17 protein-coding genes and 1 pseudogene are annotated in these 17,449 nt (G+C 59.0%); 3 read left to right on the plus strand and 15 right to left on the minus strand.

Annotated elements, in window-relative coordinates:
• The first annotated feature begins 103 nt into the window (after positions 1-103).
• A complete protein-coding gene (locus AC4ANK_RS14715; protein WP_002553488.1) occupies positions 104-1,102 on the plus strand; it encodes a nucleoside hydrolase in 999 nt (332 codons plus the stop codon).
• A gap of 18 nt (positions 1,103-1,120) precedes the next feature.
• Here the strand turns inward: AC4ANK_RS14715 and AC4ANK_RS14720 are convergent, their stop codons facing one another.
• Both AC4ANK_RS14720 and AC4ANK_RS14725 read right to left on the minus strand, forming a co-directional pair.
• Positions 1,121-1,813, minus strand: coding sequence for a hypothetical protein (locus tag AC4ANK_RS14720; protein ID WP_002553487.1), 693 nt, complete (start codon positions 1,811-1,813; stop codon positions 1,121-1,123).
• Between the two features lie 138 nt (positions 1,814-1,951).
• Positions 1,952-2,851, minus strand: a complete 900-nt coding sequence (locus tag AC4ANK_RS14725; protein ID WP_460385097.1) for a LysR family transcriptional regulator — start codon at positions 2,849-2,851, stop codon at positions 1,952-1,954.
• Positions 2,852-2,990: 139 nt separating this feature from the next.
• Here AC4ANK_RS14725 and AC4ANK_RS14730 point away from each other — a divergent pair, with 139 nt between their 5' ends.
• Both AC4ANK_RS14730 and AC4ANK_RS14735 read left to right on the plus strand, forming a co-directional pair.
• A complete protein-coding gene (locus tag AC4ANK_RS14730; RefSeq protein WP_031595664.1) occupies positions 2,991-4,355 on the plus strand; it encodes an MFS transporter in 1,365 nt (454 codons plus the stop codon).
• Positions 4,352-5,626 carry a glucarate dehydratase family protein gene (locus AC4ANK_RS14735; protein WP_002553484.1) on the plus strand — a complete coding sequence of 425 codons (1,275 nt, stop codon included), beginning with the start codon at positions 4,352-4,354 and terminating at the stop codon, positions 5,624-5,626. Before AC4ANK_RS14730 ends, AC4ANK_RS14735 begins: the two co-directional genes overlap by 4 nt.
• 16 nt (positions 5,627-5,642) lie before the next feature.
• On the opposite strand, the pseudogene AC4ANK_RS14740 reads toward AC4ANK_RS14735, so the two are convergent.
• From AC4ANK_RS14740 to nac, 13 genes and pseudogenes are all read right to left on the minus strand, one after another.
• Positions 5,643-7,297, minus strand: a pseudogene (locus tag AC4ANK_RS14740) (PqiB family protein).
• A gap of 106 nt (positions 7,298-7,403) precedes the next feature.
• Positions 7,404-8,237 (minus strand): ABC transporter substrate-binding protein, encoded by an 834-nt coding sequence (locus AC4ANK_RS14745; protein ID WP_002553482.1) that lies wholly within the window; start codon positions 8,235-8,237, stop codon positions 7,404-7,406.
• Between the two features lie 51 nt (positions 8,238-8,288).
• Positions 8,289-9,017, minus strand: a complete 729-nt coding sequence (locus AC4ANK_RS14750; protein WP_005731847.1) for an amino acid ABC transporter ATP-binding protein — start codon at positions 9,015-9,017, stop codon at positions 8,289-8,291.
• Positions 9,018-9,036: 19 nt separating this feature from the next.
• Positions 9,037-9,777 carry an amino acid ABC transporter permease gene (locus tag AC4ANK_RS14755; RefSeq protein ID WP_460385094.1) on the minus strand — a complete coding sequence of 247 codons (741 nt, stop codon included), beginning with the start codon at positions 9,775-9,777 and terminating at the stop codon, positions 9,037-9,039.
• A gap of 6 nt (positions 9,778-9,783) precedes the next feature.
• Positions 9,784-10,485, minus strand: a complete 702-nt coding sequence (locus tag AC4ANK_RS14760) for an amino acid ABC transporter permease (protein ID WP_002553479.1) — start codon at positions 10,483-10,485, stop codon at positions 9,784-9,786.
• 121 nt (positions 10,486-10,606) lie between these two features.
• On the minus strand, positions 10,607-11,359 hold the full coding sequence (locus AC4ANK_RS14765) for an SDR family oxidoreductase (RefSeq protein WP_002553478.1): 753 nt from the start codon (positions 11,357-11,359) through the stop codon (positions 10,607-10,609).
• A 127-nt stretch (positions 11,360-11,486) separates the two neighbouring features.
• Positions 11,487-12,257 carry a LamB/YcsF family protein gene (locus AC4ANK_RS14770; protein ID WP_002553477.1) on the minus strand — a complete coding sequence of 257 codons (771 nt, stop codon included), beginning with the start codon at positions 12,255-12,257 and terminating at the stop codon, positions 11,487-11,489.
• 4 nt (positions 12,258-12,261) lie between these two features.
• Positions 12,262-12,669: a biotin/lipoyl-containing protein gene (locus tag AC4ANK_RS14775; RefSeq protein ID WP_031595657.1), complete on the minus strand. Its 408-nt coding sequence runs from the start codon at positions 12,667-12,669 to the stop codon at positions 12,262-12,264.
• Entirely contained in the window at positions 12,669-13,640 is a 972-nt protein-coding gene (locus AC4ANK_RS14780) for a 5-oxoprolinase subunit C family protein (RefSeq protein WP_002553476.1), read from the minus strand. Before AC4ANK_RS14780 ends, AC4ANK_RS14775 begins: the two co-directional genes overlap by 1 nt.
• On the minus strand, positions 13,637-14,302 hold the full coding sequence (pxpB, locus tag AC4ANK_RS14785; protein WP_002553475.1) for a 5-oxoprolinase subunit PxpB: 666 nt from the start codon (positions 14,300-14,302) through the stop codon (positions 13,637-13,639). The genes AC4ANK_RS14780 and pxpB overlap by 4 nt, the downstream gene beginning before the upstream one ends.
• Positions 14,299-15,651 carry an acetyl-CoA carboxylase biotin carboxylase subunit gene (gene accC, locus AC4ANK_RS14790; protein ID WP_460385090.1) on the minus strand — a complete coding sequence of 451 codons (1,353 nt, stop codon included), beginning with the start codon at positions 15,649-15,651 and terminating at the stop codon, positions 14,299-14,301. The genes pxpB and accC overlap by 4 nt, the downstream gene beginning before the upstream one ends.
• 54 nt (positions 15,652-15,705) lie before the next feature.
• Positions 15,706-16,152, minus strand: coding sequence for an acetyl-CoA carboxylase biotin carboxyl carrier protein (locus AC4ANK_RS14795; protein WP_002553473.1), 447 nt, complete (start codon positions 16,150-16,152; stop codon positions 15,706-15,708).
• A 115-nt stretch (positions 16,153-16,267) separates the two neighbouring features.
• Positions 16,268-17,179, minus strand: coding sequence for a nitrogen assimilation transcriptional regulator NAC (gene nac / locus AC4ANK_RS14800; RefSeq protein ID WP_002553472.1), 912 nt, complete (start codon positions 17,177-17,179; stop codon positions 16,268-16,270).
• Positions 17,180-17,449 lie beyond the last annotated feature (270 nt).

Raw genomic sequence — 17,449 nt, forward strand, 5'->3', positions numbered from 1 at the left:
GGAAATAAACAGGCGATACCCTTTTCGAGCAGGTGCTCGGGTATATCTAAAACGCTTGCAACCCCCTCTTTTCAAACGTCCCCTATGGGCAGGGAGCATTACCATGAACAGGAAAGTCATTATCGATACGGACATGGGCTGGGACGACGTACTGTCCATCGCCTACCTGATGAAAAGGCCGGACATCGACATCATCGGTATCACGGTCACTGGATGTGGCGAAACGGATCTAGGCTGGGGCGTCATCATCGCGCAGCATTTACTGGGCATTGGCAACCGTCTCAGTACTGTTGTGGCAAAAGGCACCGATCAGCCACTTGAGTACGACAACCGGTTTCCACAACCATTCAAAAACGATATGAATGACATCATGGGCCTTCTGGGAACGCTCAATCCGGCTGCCTTGCCGGCGTTATCAAACCTTCCCGCGTGGGAGTTCATGTATCAGGCCGTGAAGAACAGCCAGGATAAAATCACTGTTCTTTCGCTGGGTGGCTTTACCAACATTGCGAAGATGCTCTCACTGAGTAACCAACCCGCAGACTTCCAGATGATCGAGCAGATCGTCGCCATGGCTGGGGCTGTCTATGTTGACGGTAACGTCGCCGCCTTGAACGGCGCTCAAAAGGAATGGGATCAGGGTGAGGCCTACAGCAGTAACCACTACGCAGAATGGAATGTGTTCGTCGACCCTGTCGCGGCCGATACCGTTTTTCAGTCGAGCCTGCCATTGACCCTGGTCCCGCTGGACGTCTGCAACCAGGTTATTCTCGACGCGAGCTACTCGCAAAAGATTACGGCAAGCGACCCTGTCGCCTTGCTGGTCAAGCAAGTGCTTGAAACCAAATCAGGCACGCACGCCGAAGGTTATCCGGTACCGATATTCGATCCGCTGGCAACGATGCTGATGGCAGGCGGTATTGAAGCGACGAAAATTGATGAGCAGTTTCTGTCCGTCAACACGAGCATTACACCGCAGGACAATCACTGCGGACAGATACAACTACAAGGCAGCGGTTCGCGAACCATCACCTCCGTGCTGGGTGTGTCGCAGTTCGCGTTCAACGCGAATTTTGCTCAGGTCATCAACAACCGGACATGAACCAGGCGCGACCTAGACTCAGTTCGCCGCCACCTGAGCCCTATCGGCTTGCATAACCAGCGCTTTGAGCGATGCATCGAATTGTTTCAGCGCATTGACCTGCAGCTCACGCTGCTGGTCAATCTGTGCGGCAATCTCTGGAGCAGCTTTGCCCTGCACCCAGACCGAGGTCATCTCCTTGACCACCTCACCTTCTGCCTTGCCGATGTATTGCAGATTGGTGTCATAAAACCGGGCCATGAACCGCGCTTCGACCTGACTATTGCGCTTGCTTACCAGACGGTTGTAGGTATCAAGCATCACCACCACGTCGGGGCGCGCTTTCATCAGCGCGTCGAGGTTGTCGTAAACGGTCACCGAGGCGAATTCTTTCTGCAATGAGCCTACCAGCCAGTCGGTTGCCAGTTTCGGGTCCGAACTGCTGATGAATGCATTGCGGATACGCGAATCGAGCGCGCCGTTCTGTCCGCTCCTGAGCGCTACCGAGTGATAGTTGTTCAGGTACTGGAGGTTACTGACGGTGTTTTCGCTGTACAACACCCCCACTGACTGAGTGTGTTGCAGACTGGAGGCGCTGTCGGCCACCGGCATGAAGTGGCAAGACTGCTCTGAGACCGTAGAGACTGACGAGACGGCAGCATTGGCTGGCGCAGTGAGCATCATGCTGGTGCTTAGCACGGCAGCAAACGTCAACAGGTTAAACATTCTCATCGCGTCGTCTCCCTTTGGAGCAGGTGGCTATGGCGCCATCCTCCTCCTTTGCCGGAAAAACAGAACTTGCCTTGCTTGATGATGACTATCGACTGAATGAATGATAGTTGATGCCAACGCACTGCAAGGTTTTCCGCTTTAATTTTCATCCGCCCGGACAGCCGCACGAATAGCCTTGAGCAGCATCCGGCACGCTGGATTGTCATTGTCGGCACGCCAGACCAGATGCAACTCGCTCTGCACACCCTCGCCCAGGTCAATGTCACGAAATACGACGTCCTTGAACACCACATTGGTCGCACAGCGCGGCACCAGTGCCAGGCCCATGCCGGCGTTGACCAGTGTCAGAATAGTCAGTGACGACCCAAGCCATTGGACATACTCCGGCGCAACTCGTGCGGAACGAAACATACCGGTCAGCAGTTCGTTGAACGGTGGATAGGCCGAATGCGAATACATCAGAAACGGCGCGCCTTCCAGGTCCGCCACCGTAACTGAATCAGCGTGAGCCAGCCGATGATTGCCCGGCACCGCCAGCACGAATGGCTCTCGCACCAGGCATTCGCTCTCGTAGCCGGGCTGAAACAGCGGCGCTCGCACGATCCCCAGGTCAATGCGTCGCGCCCTGAGCGCTTCGTGCTGCTGATAGGTGTTCATTTCAGTCAGGGAAATCTTCACCTGCGGCTGCTTGAGCCGCGCCTCGGCGATCACTCTGGGCAGAAATTCGTACACCGCGCTGCCGACAAAACTGATGGTCACCGAACCAATATCGCCTTCGGCAAAGCGCCGCGCGGAGATGGCTGCCTGCTGCGCGCGCTCCAGCAACGTCTGCGCTTCAATGAAGAACGCCCTGCCCGCTGCGGTCAGGGCCACACTGCGGGTGCTGCGCGTGAACAGCTCGACACCCAGATTGTGCTCCAGTATCTGGATTTGCCGGCTCAGCGGAGGCTGGGTCATATTCAGCCGTTCGGCAGCGCGCCGGAAATTGAGTTCCGTGGCCACCGTGGTGAAGCAGCGCAGTTGAGAAAGCTCGAACATTGATCCACTCCCGGTATCAATCAAGTCATTAACTGGATTGGACGGGAATAATACACCCCCTCATGATCGACTCATCCCCAAAAAAACAATGAATGGGAGTCGCCTCTTGAATACCGTCCCTGGCACTACGGACCCCACGGTGCTTGCCCGTGCGGCCTCCAAGGTGAAACGCCACGTGTTGCCGCTGTTTGTAGTGATGTTCATCGTCAATTACATCGACCGGGTCAATATCGGTTTTGTACGCAGTCATCTGGAAACCGATCTGGGCATCGGTGCGGCGGCCTACGGGCTGGGCGCCGGATTGTTCTTTGTCGGCTATGCACTGTTCGAAGTACCTTCCAACATGCTGTTGCAGCGCTACGGTGCCCGCGCCTGGCTGACCCGCATCATGTTCACCTGGGGCGCGGCCGCGATGGCCATGGCGTTCGTTCAGGGTGAAACCAGTTTCTACGTGCTGCGTTTCATTCTGGGTGCCGCCGAAGCTGGCTTCTTTCCCGGCATCATCTATTACTTCACCCAATGGTTGCCTTCCAGCGATCGCGGCAAGGCCATGGCGCTGTTTCTCAGTGGCTCGGCAATCGCTTCGGTAATTTCCGGCCCGGTATCCGGCGCGCTCCTGGGCATCGAGGGCCTGAGTCTGCACGGCTGGCAGTGGATGTTCCTGATCGAGGGTTTCGCTTCCATAGTGCTGTGCGGATTCGTCTGGTTCTGGCTGCAATCACACCCGCATGAAGCCACCTGGCTCAGCGATGAAGAAAAAACCGCACTCAGCACCGCCATATCCGAAGAGCAACGTCTGCGCGAAGCAACTCAGACCGTCAGGCCATCGGTGTTTCGCTTGCTGGCAGACCGGCAGATCCTGCTGTTCTGCTTCATCTACTTTTCGGTGGCGCTGACCATTTACGGGGCTACCTTCTGGCTGCCAAGCATGATCCGCAAGATGGGCAGTTTCAGCGACTTTGAGGTCGGGCTGTTCAACTCGGTGCCATGGATCATCTCGATTGTGGCCATGTATGGCTTTGCCGCACTGGCGGCACGCTTCAAGCACCAACAGGCCTGGGTCGCTGTCACGCTGGTGATCGCCGCCGTCGGCATGTTCATGTCCACCATTGGTGGTCCGGTGTTTGCTTTTGTTGCCATCTGTTTCGCGGCAATCGGTTTCAAGGCCGCGTCTGCACTGTTCTGGCCGATCCCTCAGGGCTATCTGGATGCGCGCATTGCCGCAGCGGTCATTGCGCTGATCAACTCCATCGGCAACCTGGGCGGTTTCGTTGCTCCCACTACGTTCGGTTTTCTGGAGCAGACCACCGGTTCGATTCAGGGTGGTCTTTATGGGCTGGCTGCCACCTCGTTGCTCGCTGCCGTCGTGATTTTCTTTGCCCGCACCACCCCGCGTGGTGACCTGCGCCGCCCGTCCAGAGATGAGCCAGCCAAACCCCACCGCGCCGTCGTACCTGGCACCCCTTCCAGCCTCAAACCTGATCACCGGGAGACCGCCCTTTGAAAATCATACGCGTGACCGTAACCCCTATCGCCTTTCGCGATCCGCCGCTGCTCAACGCCAGTGGCATCCATGAACCTTTCGCACTGCGCTCGATCATCGAAGTGGAAAGCGACAACGGTTACATCGGCCTCGGCGAAAGCTATGGCGACGCCCCGGCGCTGGCCATTCAGCAACAGGTGCAGAACCAGTTGATCGGGCTCGACCCGTTCAACCTCAATCAACTGCGCAGCATCGTTCAGGCGACGGTTGCGGCACACAAACCTGCCAGCCTGGCCGGTGCTGAACTGGCACCGGGTTCGCACGCCAGCAAAGCGGTAAGCAACGCTTATTCAGCATTCGAGGTGGCGTTTCTGGACCTGCAGGCACGTTCCATGAACCTGCCGTTGGTGGACCTGCTCGGCGGTGCCATTCGTGACCAGATACCCTTCAGCGCCTACCTGTTCTTCAAATACGCGCAGCATGCCGATGCGCCTTACGCGCCCGACAGCTGGGGTGAAGCGCTCAGCGAAGAACAGATTGTCGCCCAGGCACGGCGCATGATCGAAGCCTATGGCTTCAAAAGCATCAAGCTCAAGGCCGGTGCGCTGGAGCCGGAACATGAGGTGTCCTGCATCAAGGCATTGAAAAAAGCCTTCCCCGGCTACCCGCTGCGTATCGACCCCAACGGCAACTGGTCGCTGGAAACCTCGATTCGCATGGCCGAGCTGCTGGGCGATGACCTGCAGTACTACGAAGACCCAACTCCTGGTCTGGATGGCATGTCGGAATTGCGCAAGCGTACCGGCCTGCCACTGGCGACCAACATGGTCGTGACCGATTTCGATGAATTCCGACGCAGCGTGGCCCTCGACAGCGTGCAGATCGTACTCGCCGACCACCATTACTGGGGCGGCCTGCGCGACACCCAGGCGCTGGCGAAGATGTGCGACACCTTCGGCCTCGGTGTGTCGATGCACTCCAACTCGCATTTGGGGATCAGCCTCATGGCCATGGCCCACGTCGCTGCGTCCGTGCCCAATCTGGACTACGCCTGCGACACACACTACCCGTGGCAGGAACCGGACGAGGAAGTCATCAAGGGCGGCAAGCTGCCGATTGTCGACGGCTGCGTCAGCATCACCCGCGCGCCGGGCCTTGGCCTTGAGCTGGATTACGACCAGCTCGGCAAGCTCAACGATCAGTACCACAGCTGTGGCATTCGTCAGCGCGATGATGTGAAGCAGATGCAGAAGTACCAGCCGCAATGGAGGGCTGTAAAACCAAGATACTGAGTACGTCCGGGCAGCGTCAGTCAGGCCTTGGCGCAGAATTGGCCGGCGGGTAGACACTCGGCACATCCTGCCGGGTGCGACCACGGATCAAGGCTTCGGGGTTGCGGCTTATATAATCGGTCAGGACCCGCACCGAGCGGGCCGTACGTCCATTGTCCGGCTGACCTGCTGGCGTACCGGCGAGTCTTCTGCAAGGGCCGCCCCGGCCATCTCCATCGTGCTTCGGGACTGCCCCAGAACAGTGTGAAGTTCGGGCACTACGTCTGCGTTGAACAGCTTGAACGTCTTGTGCGCTTCGTCAAGGCTGCCATTCAGATTGCCGGCGATCTCCTGCACCGGCAATTTGCTGACCTTTTCAACGATCAGCTGTACCTGCTCCTGCATTTTCTCCAGCTCTCCCGGTACGGTGGGGATTATCAGCGGCCGTGCGTTGACATCGAATTGAACCGGCGCAGCGTTGGCAAAGAAACCCAGAGAAATATAAAGCTGGCCGGTCAGCAGACTCGCACTGCGAGGCTGTGCGCGCAGGCCCTGTTTGACGAAGTCGGCGATCAACTGCGCGGTACGCGAATCGTCGGGTGTGCCCAATGTCTCTAGGATCTTTTCGTTGGCCTGCCCAAGGCGGTCCGGGTAGATCACCGCCCCCACAATGCTGGAAAAAGACTTGCTGGCCGCATCGTAGTCAAGATCGACGGAGATCACTCGCCCCAGATTTATGCCCATGAACTCGACGGGCGAATTGACTTCAAGGCCACGCAAGGACTGCCTGAACATCATGCGGATATAACCCGGCTCGCCATCGGGAGGTGACAGCGCCTTTTGCTGATCCTCGAACAGCTTGAAACGTGCATGCTCTGCAGCCCTTGGCGCGCTCGAACCGTATCCCGGCTCAACGAAGGCCACACCTCCGGCCAGTAACGTCGAAACCGATTCAGTCTTTATCTTCAGCCCATCGGCATCAACCGTCAGGCCAATACCGCTGGCGTTCCAGAACCGTGTATCGGTGGTCACAAACCTGTCGTTGGGGGCATTGATGAAAATTTCCGCATCCACACCTTTGCCATCCTCGGACAAATGACAGGCAACCACTTGACCGACTTGAATGCGCCGATAATAGACAGGAGAACCGACATCGAGTGAGCCCATGTCCTCGGCGTGCAGGGTAAAACGTGTGCCTTTTGTGCCAAACGTTAGGGGTGGTGGGCTTTCCTGACCAATAAAGTGTTTTTTCGGGTGCTCGGACGTCCCGCTGTCTGCCGCGATATACGGCCCGGAAAGCAGGGTATCCACGCCGGACACGCTTTTGGCCCCGATACGCGGGCGCACCACCCAGAACATGGAATCCTCGGCAGTGAAAGCACGGGCGTCGGCATTCAGATCCACTGTCGCCACAACACCGGTACGGTCTTTGCTCAGGGTGACGGCCGACACCTCGCCGATCACGACATTTTTGACCTTGACTCTGGTCTTGTGGGCTTCAAGCCCTTCGGCGCTTTGAAAACTGATAAAAATTCTCGGCCCTTTCGACAGTGAGCTGCTAATCAGCAGCGATACGCATACCAGGGCAGCAATCACCGGAATCAGCCATACCGGCGAGGCACCGAATCGCCTTTTTCCAGTGATTGAAGCGCCAATTGTCGATGCAGAAACGGAACCTGAGCGATCAGACATTTTTTCCTCTGAGGCGCCCACACGGGGTCATGCCGACGGTTAATACTGTCGGCAGAACTCTGAACGTCGACTATCAATAAACCCTCAAGGAAATATCAAGATTTGATCAAGGCAGCGGGTCGAACTTCAATTCACTGAGGCTTTGCACCTTGTCTTCACGAACCATTTTGTATTCGGTATTCGGGCCGATCCACTGCGCCCAGATCGCGTCGATTTCACCTGCTGCTTCCATCGCACGCAGCGATTCGTTGACCTTGGCCAGAAATGCCGGCTCGCCCTGACGCATACCGGCACCGATAGGCTCCAGCGCCATCGGCTCCTTGGCGATTGCCAGCTCCACACCACTGGCCTTGGCCTGCCCGACCAGCTTGATCGCGGTCATGGTGTTGGTCACCAGGCCCACCACCTTGTTCTGTTGCAGCGCCATGTAGGCAGAACCGGTGTCCTGGAAGGTCACAGGCGTGGCATCAGCCAGCCGAATCGACTGTTCGGACGTAGAGCCTTTGGTCGAGCTGATGCGTTTGCCTTTGAAAAAGGATTTCGGTTGATCGGCATTGGCGGCGCGCACTACCAGCGTTTCCTTGGCGATGTAGTACGGATCGCTGAACTGGATCTGGTCGGCGCGGCTCTTGGTGTAGGCCAGGTTGGCAAAAATCACGTCAACGCGGCCCATTTTGACTTCAGGAATGCGCGCTTCGACCGACAGCGGCTTGAGCTCCAGCTCGACGCCCATATGTTTGGCCAGCGCCTTGCAGAGGTCAACGTCCATGCCTACCAGTTCACGGGTTTTCGGGTCCGGTGCCGAAAACGGCGGGACGTCAGCATAGACGCCGCAACTCAGGCTTTTCTTGCTCATCACATCACTGAGCTGATCAGCGTGAGCAACCGAAACAGCCAATGGCGACAATGCCAGTGCAACCAGCAAAGACTTCATACGCATGGTGAGACTCCTGGAAATAAATGGAGGGATTGCTGAAACAGGGGCCTGTGCTCAATGGCTGCGCAGGTCGGAAATGAAGCGTTGGGCACGCGGGTGGTCCGGCTGCTGAAAGAAAGCCTCAGGACTGGATTTTTCAAGGATCTGCCCCGCATCCATGAACCAGATGGTATCGGCCACTTCACGGGCAAAATTCATCTCGTGGGTGACGCACATCATGGTCATGCCCTCTTTGGCCAGGCCTTTCATGACGCTGAGCACCTCGCCGACCATTTCCGGGTCGAGTGCGCTGGTGGGCTCGTCAAAGAGCATCACGGGCGGTTCCATGGCCAGCGCCCGGGCAATCGCCACGCGCTGCTGCTGGCCGCCGGACAACTGCGCCGGATAAGCGCCGGCCTTGTGTGCCAGCCCCACCCGATCCAGCAGTTCCATGGCCCTGGCGCGCGCCTCACTGTTTTTCAGGCCGCGCACTTTGGTCGGGGTCAGGATGATATTGTCTAGCACCGACAGATGCGGGAACAGATTGAAGCTCTGGAATACAAAACCCACCCGACTGCGCAAGCGATTGACGTTGGCGTCGGTGCCGTTCACGTCGTGGCCGTCAAACAGGATCTGGCCCTGTTGAACATCTTCAAGACGGTTGACGGTGCGGATCAGTGTCGACTTGCCCGAGCCCGAGGGCCCGCACAGCACCACCACTTCGCCGCGCTGCACTTCAGCGGTGATATCGGTCAGGGCCTGGTACTCGCCATACCACTTATTGATCCTGGAAAACATGATCATCGGATGCATTGGGCAACCCTCAATTATCGGTAGTCAAAGGCAGGGGAACAGGTGCAGGCGACACGCTGCCCTCCCGTTTGCGGGCAATCCGCCGTTCCATCACTGCGGCCAGCCGGGTCAGGCCGTAGCACAGCACGTAGTAGGTGATCGCCAGAATGAAGAACACCTGAAACGGCTTGGTCAGCAGCTGGTTATTGATCTGATTGGCGGCAAAGGTCACTTCCTGGACGTTGATCACGTAGCCCAGCGACGTTTCCTTGATGATCGAAATGAACTGGCTGATCAGGCTTGGCAATGCGTTGTACAGCGCTTGCGGCAGAATCACCCAGACCGTGGTGCGCATGTAGCCCATGCCCAGCGCGCGTGATGCTTCGTACTGACCAGCCGGCAGCGCCTGAATGGCACCGCGGATGATTTCGCACAGGTAGGCGCTCTGATAGACCACCAGCGTGCAGAGCATGGTGGTGAAGCCGGTGATGTTATGACCGATCAGCAGCGGGACCAGAAAGTAAGTCCAGAAAATCACCATCAGCAGCGGAATGCCGCGCATCACATAGACCCAGACCGTGACCGGGTAACGCAGCCAGCGCCACGGCGAGACCCGTGCCAGCGACAGTAGCAGCCCTAGCGGGAACGCCAGCAAAAGCGCCAGCGCAGCCAGAATCAGCGTTGAAACCAGCCCGCCCATCGGGCCGTGAGGGTATTGGCCGACCAGCAGCAAGGTCCAGTTATCGCGAACAATCGTGAACACATCGAACATCGCCGCCTACCTCGCCATGGCTTTGCTGAAATGCCGGGCCAGCAACGCACCCAGGCCCATCAGCATCAGTGAAATGGCCAGGTAGACCACGGTTGCGACCAGATACGCCTCGAAGGTGCGAAAGGTGTAGTTCTCGACCTCGCGAGTGGCATAGGTCAGCTCGACGACGCCGATGGCCATGACCAGGCTGGTGTTCTTGAACAGCAGCACCGTGTGATTGATCAATGACGGCAGGCAGTTGCGAACGCCTTGCGGCAGGATCACGTAACGCATCGAACGCACATAACCCAGGCCCAATGCGCGCGATGCTTCGACTTGCCCGGCCGGAATGGCGCGCAAGCCGCTGCGGATGTCCTCACTGAAGTAAGCCGCCTGGCACAGCCCCAGCGCGATCACCGAAAACAGGTACTCGGTGCTGTAGTTGGCCAGCCAGAGCTGCGTGCTTTCGGTGAGCAACGTCGGAATACCGAAATACCAGAGCATCAGTTGCACCAGTGTCGGCACATTGCGATGGTAGGACACATAGCCCGCCACCAGACGCTCGGCGTATTTGTTGCCGGTCAGGCGAATAGACACCAGCAGCAAGGCCACCGCCATTGCCATGCACCAGGCAACGAACGCCAGTTGCAGGGTTGTCTCTATGCCCTTGACGATCAGCTCGGCATACTCGCCCTGCAGGATCGCCGAAAGATCGAATTTACTCGTCATGGTTGTTCCCATTGACATTCAGCCAGGGCAGAAGCAAGGCGCCAGGGGTACTGGCGCGGGTGTCGCATGGCGGCTGGTGCCGCTCTCGTGATGGGTACAGCGCTCGCAGCGAGGCGCAGCCTCAGCATTCATAGTCCTGCGGGCGCGCGGTCGACAGCCCGCCGGGTACCTGTAGCGTCGGGGTGATTTCCATATGGCCGATGTTGACCGCGATGGGCGCAGCGATCACGTAGGCGATTGCATCGGCAATGTCCTTGGCCACAGGCAGCTCATAGCCCTCGATGAAGCGTTTGCGCACTTCCTCGGAATCGCCATGCACATGGGCAAAAATATCCGTGGCCACACGCCCCGGGCAGATTTCCGTCACCCGCACGCGCTTGCCGAACGCATCGATACGTAGCTGGCGAGAAAGCATGCTCACGGCAGCCTTGGTGGCGTGGTACGTCGAGTTGCCGCCGAAGTTGTAGGCGGCGGCAATCGAGCTGATGTTGATGATGTGCCCGCTGTCACGCTCGACCATACCCGGCAACGAAAGCCTGGCGATCTGCAATACCGCGCGCAGGTTCACATCGACCAGCAGATCAATCCCTTCTGCGTCGGCCTTGAGCAGCGAACCGGGCCGGTCGACTCCGGCATTGTTGACCACAACATCGAACTGATGGGCCTGGAACAGTGCCGTCAGACCGGCCAGATCAGTCACGTCGATAGCATGTGCGATGCAGCCGGTGCGCTGCGCCAGTGCCGCCAGCTTGTCTGCACTGCGCGCCAGCGCATGAACCTGCAGACCTTCGGCACACAGCCGTTCGACGACGGCTTCGCCAATACCGGAAGAAGCGCCGGTCACCAGCGCAGTTTTGTAATCGGAAAAAGGCATGTCGGGGTTTCCTTGAATAAGCGTCGATCAGCCGCTTGGCTGTTAATGCTGATCGCCTTGTACTGGACTTTAACGAGCGTCATGGGCAGCGACCAAGACACAATGGTTGTGTGGCAATAAGCTGCGCTTATGACCCGAGCAGCTGTGAAACCGGGGTGATGACACCGCCCTGCTCTTCGATGCTCTGGCGAATGCTGCGCGCAAGCTCCACCGCCCCCGGCGTGTCGCCATGCAACAGGATTGATTGGGCATTGACCGCCACGCGCTTGCCGCTCAGGGTCGCAACCGTACCGTCCTGCAACAGTTGCGCAACCCTGGCGCGGACCTGCTGCGGGTCCTTGATCACCGCCCCGGCAATGCCACGCGGCACCAGTAGGCAGTTTTCGTCGTAGGCACGGTCGGCCAGAAACGTGGTCGCGACTCTCAGGCCGCACGCTTCGGCGGCCTGTTCGATGGCCGCGCTGCTGGATGAACTGATGATCATCTGCGCATCGAAACTGGCGACCGCCTTGACCAGCGGCCTGGCCAGTTCGGCATCGGCCGCGGCCATATTACCCAGCGCGCCGTGGAAGCTCATGTGCGTCACGCGGTAACCGGCAGCGGCTGCAATGCCTGCCAGAGCGCCCAGCTGATACACCACCATGCTGCACAACTCGTTGAGTTCGATGTTCATTCTGCGCCGCCCGAACCCCTGCAGATCAGGAAAACCGACATGTGCGCCGAGATCGATGCCCAGCGCTTTGGCGCGGTGCACGGTGTTGTTCATTATCAATGGATCACCGGCATGAAAACCACAGGCCACGTTGGCCGAGGAGATCAGTTGCATCAGTGCCTCATCCTCACCCATGGTCCAGGGACCGAAGCCCTCACCCAGATCAGCGTTCAGATCGATGCGCATCGTGTCACCCCTCCAGTTCAATCAGCGGCTGGCCGTAACCGACCCGTTCATGCTCGGCAGCCAGAAAACGCGTCACACGCCCTGCCTGCTGGCTGCGAACCGGCAGATAAAGCAGGCCGATGCGCAACAGGCCCAGCAACTGCCCGACTGCAACGGTGTCGCCGGGTTTTACGTAGCTGTTTTTTTCGTCGGGGTGTCTCGATACAAAAACGCCGGGGTTATCCGCAGCTATTACAAGCGCAGTGGCTGGCGGCTGTTCGACTGCGACGTCCACGTCAGGTCGCGATGCAGGGTTATCCGCACGTACTCCGCGTCGGATCAACAACTCGAACCCTGGTCGTTTCAGTTCAAGAACCGTGAGCCCGGCATCACGAATCCAGCCTGCCAGTTGGCGAATTTCATTGATGTTCATCAGCGATGTCCTTGCAGGCCGCGCAGCGCAAGCAAGCGCCGGGCGTCTTCGATGAAGGCGTGATTGGTGTCCAGTGCCTCGACGGCCTCCTCGTAGCTGCATTGCACGAAGCGCACCTTGCTGCCGATGGGGGCCTGACCGAGACGCCACAGGTCGGCTTCGATAACCGTCGCAAACTTTGGATAGCCGCCGCTGGGCTGGGCATCGCGCATTTGCACAATCGGCTGGCCGCCGTGGGGCACCTGAATCACCCCGGGCACAATGCCGTGAGAGCGAATTTCCAGCGCCTCCCTTGGCAATAGGGGCGTACCCTCCATGCGATAACCATAGCGATTGCTTTGCGTGGTGATTTTCCACTCGCCGGCAAAAAATGTTTGTTGGGCTTCAACGCTGAAGCAGTCGAACTCGGCGGCAGGCAGTACGCGTATGGCCGGTAGCTCGTCGATAATCAACGGCAAGGCCGCCGCAGCAGATTGCAGACCAAAATCACCAGCGCGCGGTTGATTAGCCGCACCGGCGGGAATCAGATCGCCCTGCTGCAAGGCGCGGCCCTGCCAGCCACCAAATGCACCGCGTAATTGCGTGCTGCGCGAGCCCAGAACCTGCGGCACATCCACACCGCCCGCCAGGCATAAATAGGCGCGACTGCCCGTCGTTGGGTAACTCAGCTTCAACACCTGATTCTTGCGCGCCTGAGCGACCCAGTTACCCGGCAGTCGCTCGCCATCCAGCCGTGCAGAACAGGCAGCACCGGTGATAGCAAAAGTGCAGTCCTCGACAAAACGCACTTCGAACGGGAACAGTGGAATTTCGATGCCTGCCGCGTCTTCGTCGTTGCCCAGCAACAAATTGCCGAGCTGCAACGACAGCGTGTCCATTGCGCCGGAGGTGCCGACGCCGTAGCCCAGGCTGCCATGGCGGCCCAAATCCTGGACCGTCGCCAGTGCGGTGGCGCTGATAACTTCGATCATCGAATGATCCTCTCGATACGCAAGCGCAGTTGATCGCCGGGCTGCATCAGCGCTGGAGGGATCTGATCAGCGTCGAAAAACACCATTTCCGTGCGCCCTATCGTGTTCCAGCCACTGGGGCCGGCTGAAGCGGAGATACCCGTCTGCACGCCGCCGATGGAAACCGAGCCGGCACCGATATCGAGTACCGGCACTTTGCGCCGAGGCGTCGCCAGACGCTGATCCATGCCGCCCAGATAGCAATAACCCGGGTGGCTGCCCAAGGCGTACACCGGGTAAAGCGGTTCGCAATGCAGATTGGCGATGGTCTCGATATCCAGTCCGGTATGGGCGATGACATCGGCCATGTGCGGTCCGCCGTCACCGCCATACACCACCGGCAACTCGATGATCCGGCCTTGCAACGGCAGCGGCTGGCATTGCTCCCAGGCCTCCAGCAAGCGGGTTTTCAAGCCGGTCAGGTCGCGTGGCGGCGCTGCGAAGGTCAGCATCAGGTTGTTCATGCCCGGCACCGATTCGCGCACCTGCGGCCAGTCCTTGCTCAGGCTGGCCAGCGCCCATATGCGTTGCTGCGCTGCCAGCTCAAGCTCGCCGGGTGCTTCGAACAGCAAGGCGGTGGTTCCCAGCAAAGTGATTCGTGGCGGCAACTGCTGGAGGGTCATGGGTGGCTCCTTGTCTGTAACCAGCGCTCCAGGTGGTGAATGTCCATGCCACCCTTGCAGAACACCGGGTCCTGCAAAATGTCGCGATGCAGCGCGATGTTGGTAGAGATTCCCTCAACGTGCATTTCGCTCAGTGCCAGGCGCATACGTGCCAGGGCCTCATCGCGACTGGCGCCGTGAGTGATGACCTTCGCCACCATCGAATCGTAATAAGGCGGAACGCGATAACCGTGGCTCACATGCGAGTCGACCCGTACGCCAAAACCACCAGGAATCTCCCAGCGGGTGACTTGCCCCGGCGTAGGCATGAAGCTGCGCGGGTCCTCGGCGTTGATCCGGCATTCCAGAGAATGGCCCGACACGCTGACGTCGGCCTGGCTGAAACTCAGGCGCTCACCCATCGCCATGCGAATCTGCTGCTGAACGATGTCGATTCCGGAAGTCATTTCCGTGACCGGGTGCTCGACCTGCAGGCGAGTATTCATTTCGATGAAATAGAACTCATCGTTTTCAAACAGGAATTCGAACGTGCCTACGCCCTGGTAACCGATCTGCCGGCAGGCCAGTGCGCAACGTTCGCCCACCCTGGCCATCAATTCCGGGTCGATGCCCGGTGCAGGAGCCTCTTCAAGCACCTTCTGGTGGCGGCGCTGCATCGAGCAATCCCGCGAGCCAAGCCAGACGGCATTGCCATAGGCATCGCACAGCACCTGAATCTCGACATGGCGCGGCTGGCCCAGAAACTTCTCGATATACAACTCGGGATTGCCGAAGGCCCGGCGGGCTTCTTCGCTGGTCAGCGCAATTGCATCGAGCAATTGCTGCTCTTCCTGAACCACGCGCATGCCCCGCCCGCCGCCACCGCCAGCGGCCTTGACGATGACCGGGTAACCAATGTCACGGGCAATCTTCAGGATACCTTGCGGATCGGCAGGCATGCTGGTGTCCGGGCCTGGCACGCACGGCACGCCAGCCTCACGCATTGCCCGCTTGGCCGCGACCTTGTCGCCCATCACCCGAATGCAGGCGGCACTGGGGCCGATGAAAGTCAGGCCAGCCTGTTCGATGCGCTCGGCGAACGCGGCGTTTTCAGACAGAAACCCGTAACCGGGATGGATCGCCTGAGCACCGGTCAACTGCGCAGCGTAAAGAACGGCAGCCTGATTCAGATAACTCTGCCCCTGCGCGGCCGGGCCTATGCACAGTGACTCATCGGCCTGCCGTACATAGCTGGCATCGCGATCCGCTTCGGAATAGACCGCAACCGTACTCAGGCCCAGGCCTTTGCAGGCGCGCTGGATGCGCAGGGCAATTTCGCCGCGGTTGGCGATCAACACTTTATCGAACATCAAAAACCCCTGATCTGTGAACCCGGAAGGCAGCCGCACGGCCACCCAAGACCTTCAGCCGATGCTGAAAAGCGCTTGTCCGGCCTGAACCTCTTCGCCGTTGGCAACCAGAATGGCGGTCACGACCCCTGCCTTTTCAGCCGTCACCGGATGAAACATCTTCATGGCTTCAACCACTGCCAGGGTCTGTCCCACGTCGACTGACGTGCCGACTTCAACGAAGGGCGGCTGGTCGGGCGCCGGGGTCAGGTGCAAGACCCCATACAGCGAGGCGCAGGCCTGAGCCTCTTGCGCATTGGCAGTTGCACTTGCCTGAGAGGAAGCAGCAGCATCGGTTGCAGGCGCTTTCAGCGACGTTGATGCAGATGGACTGACGCCGCTGGCGGCCTCGACCGACTCACGCAGCAAGCGCAACTGCGTATCGCCTTCAGACAGGCTGAGTTCACTCAGGTCTGATTCGGCCATCAGGTCGATAAGTGCTTTGATACGTTCCGGTTTCATGCAAGAGCCCTTGCCTGGCAAAAGAAATGTGGCTGAGGGCAATGTAACGAGAGCGATTTTTGACCGCCAAGACGGTTTGACTGTGGGGTGATAAGCGCCCCTTATGACGCCGGGGTTACTCTGTACGGCGATTGCCGCGCATCTCTGCGACCAGTTCCAGTAGGATGGCCTTGACTGCCTGGGCCGGAACCGAAAGCGGCAAGTGGCCTGACAGGCACAGGGCCAGCGGCGCTTCGATCTCGGGTTCGGCGATCCGGCTCAGATTGACCGCATGCGTATCGGCCAGCACCCGCGCAGCAGACTCGGGAAGAATGGTCGAGCCGAATCGATCCGCTACTGCGGCAGCCAGAGTCGTCGATGATTCGACTTCTGCAACCACCCGGGCACTGCGCTCGATGCGCACAAATGCCTCATCCACCAGACGGCGGATGGTGTTGTAGGTGCGCGGTAACAGCAGGTCGATATCGGCCAGCTCGGCGAGGGCTATTTCCTCACAGCCCTGAAGCGTGTCCTGGGCGCTGACCAGATACAGTTGCTCGCGAATCAACGGCACAAAACTGAGGCCATGCACCTCACGTCCGCCATAAAGAACGGCCATGTCCATGCGCCCGTTCATGATCAGTTCGCTCAGCGTGGTGCCAAAGTTCTCGTTGAGGTACAGGAGAATACCCGGATGACGCTCGCGCACCCGTTTCAGCAACGGCAGCGACAAGGTTGACGCAGCAGTGCCCGGGGCCAGCCCTACCGACACCGGCCCCGACAACGCCAGGCCGCTGGCGTTGACATCACTTTGCGCCTGCTCACACTGACGCAGTATGACCTGAGCATGGCCATACAAAACCTTGCCCGCCTCGGTCGGGGTAACGCCGCGCTTGGTGCGGATCAGCAACTGCTGCTGCAACTCGGCTTCCAGCGTCACCAGTTGCTGGCTTAACGCAGGTTGCGCGATGTGCAGTACATCGGCGGCCTGGGTCAGGCTGCCGATGTCGACAATTTTCACAAAGTATTTCAAGCGGCGAAGGTTCAAGGTGCTGCACTCCAGAGTCACGACCCCGATGCCTCAGCAAGACACAGGCCAGCTCTGAAAAAACCAGACATAAGCAATTGCTATGTCAGAAACTGCCGAGCGTGATTGCAACGCATGGATGCCCCCGCAGGCATTGCTCGCCCGCTTTTGGTGCAGCATTGGTTCATCTGCGGTCATAAGCGCTGCCTATCAACCCAGAACAAACTCGTCTTATGGCCTGCCGTCTGCAGGCTCGTAACGTATTCCCCGTCAAGGCCATCAACGAGGAAT

It is taken from the genome of Pseudomonas sp. Pmew2 (assembly GCF_058129885.1).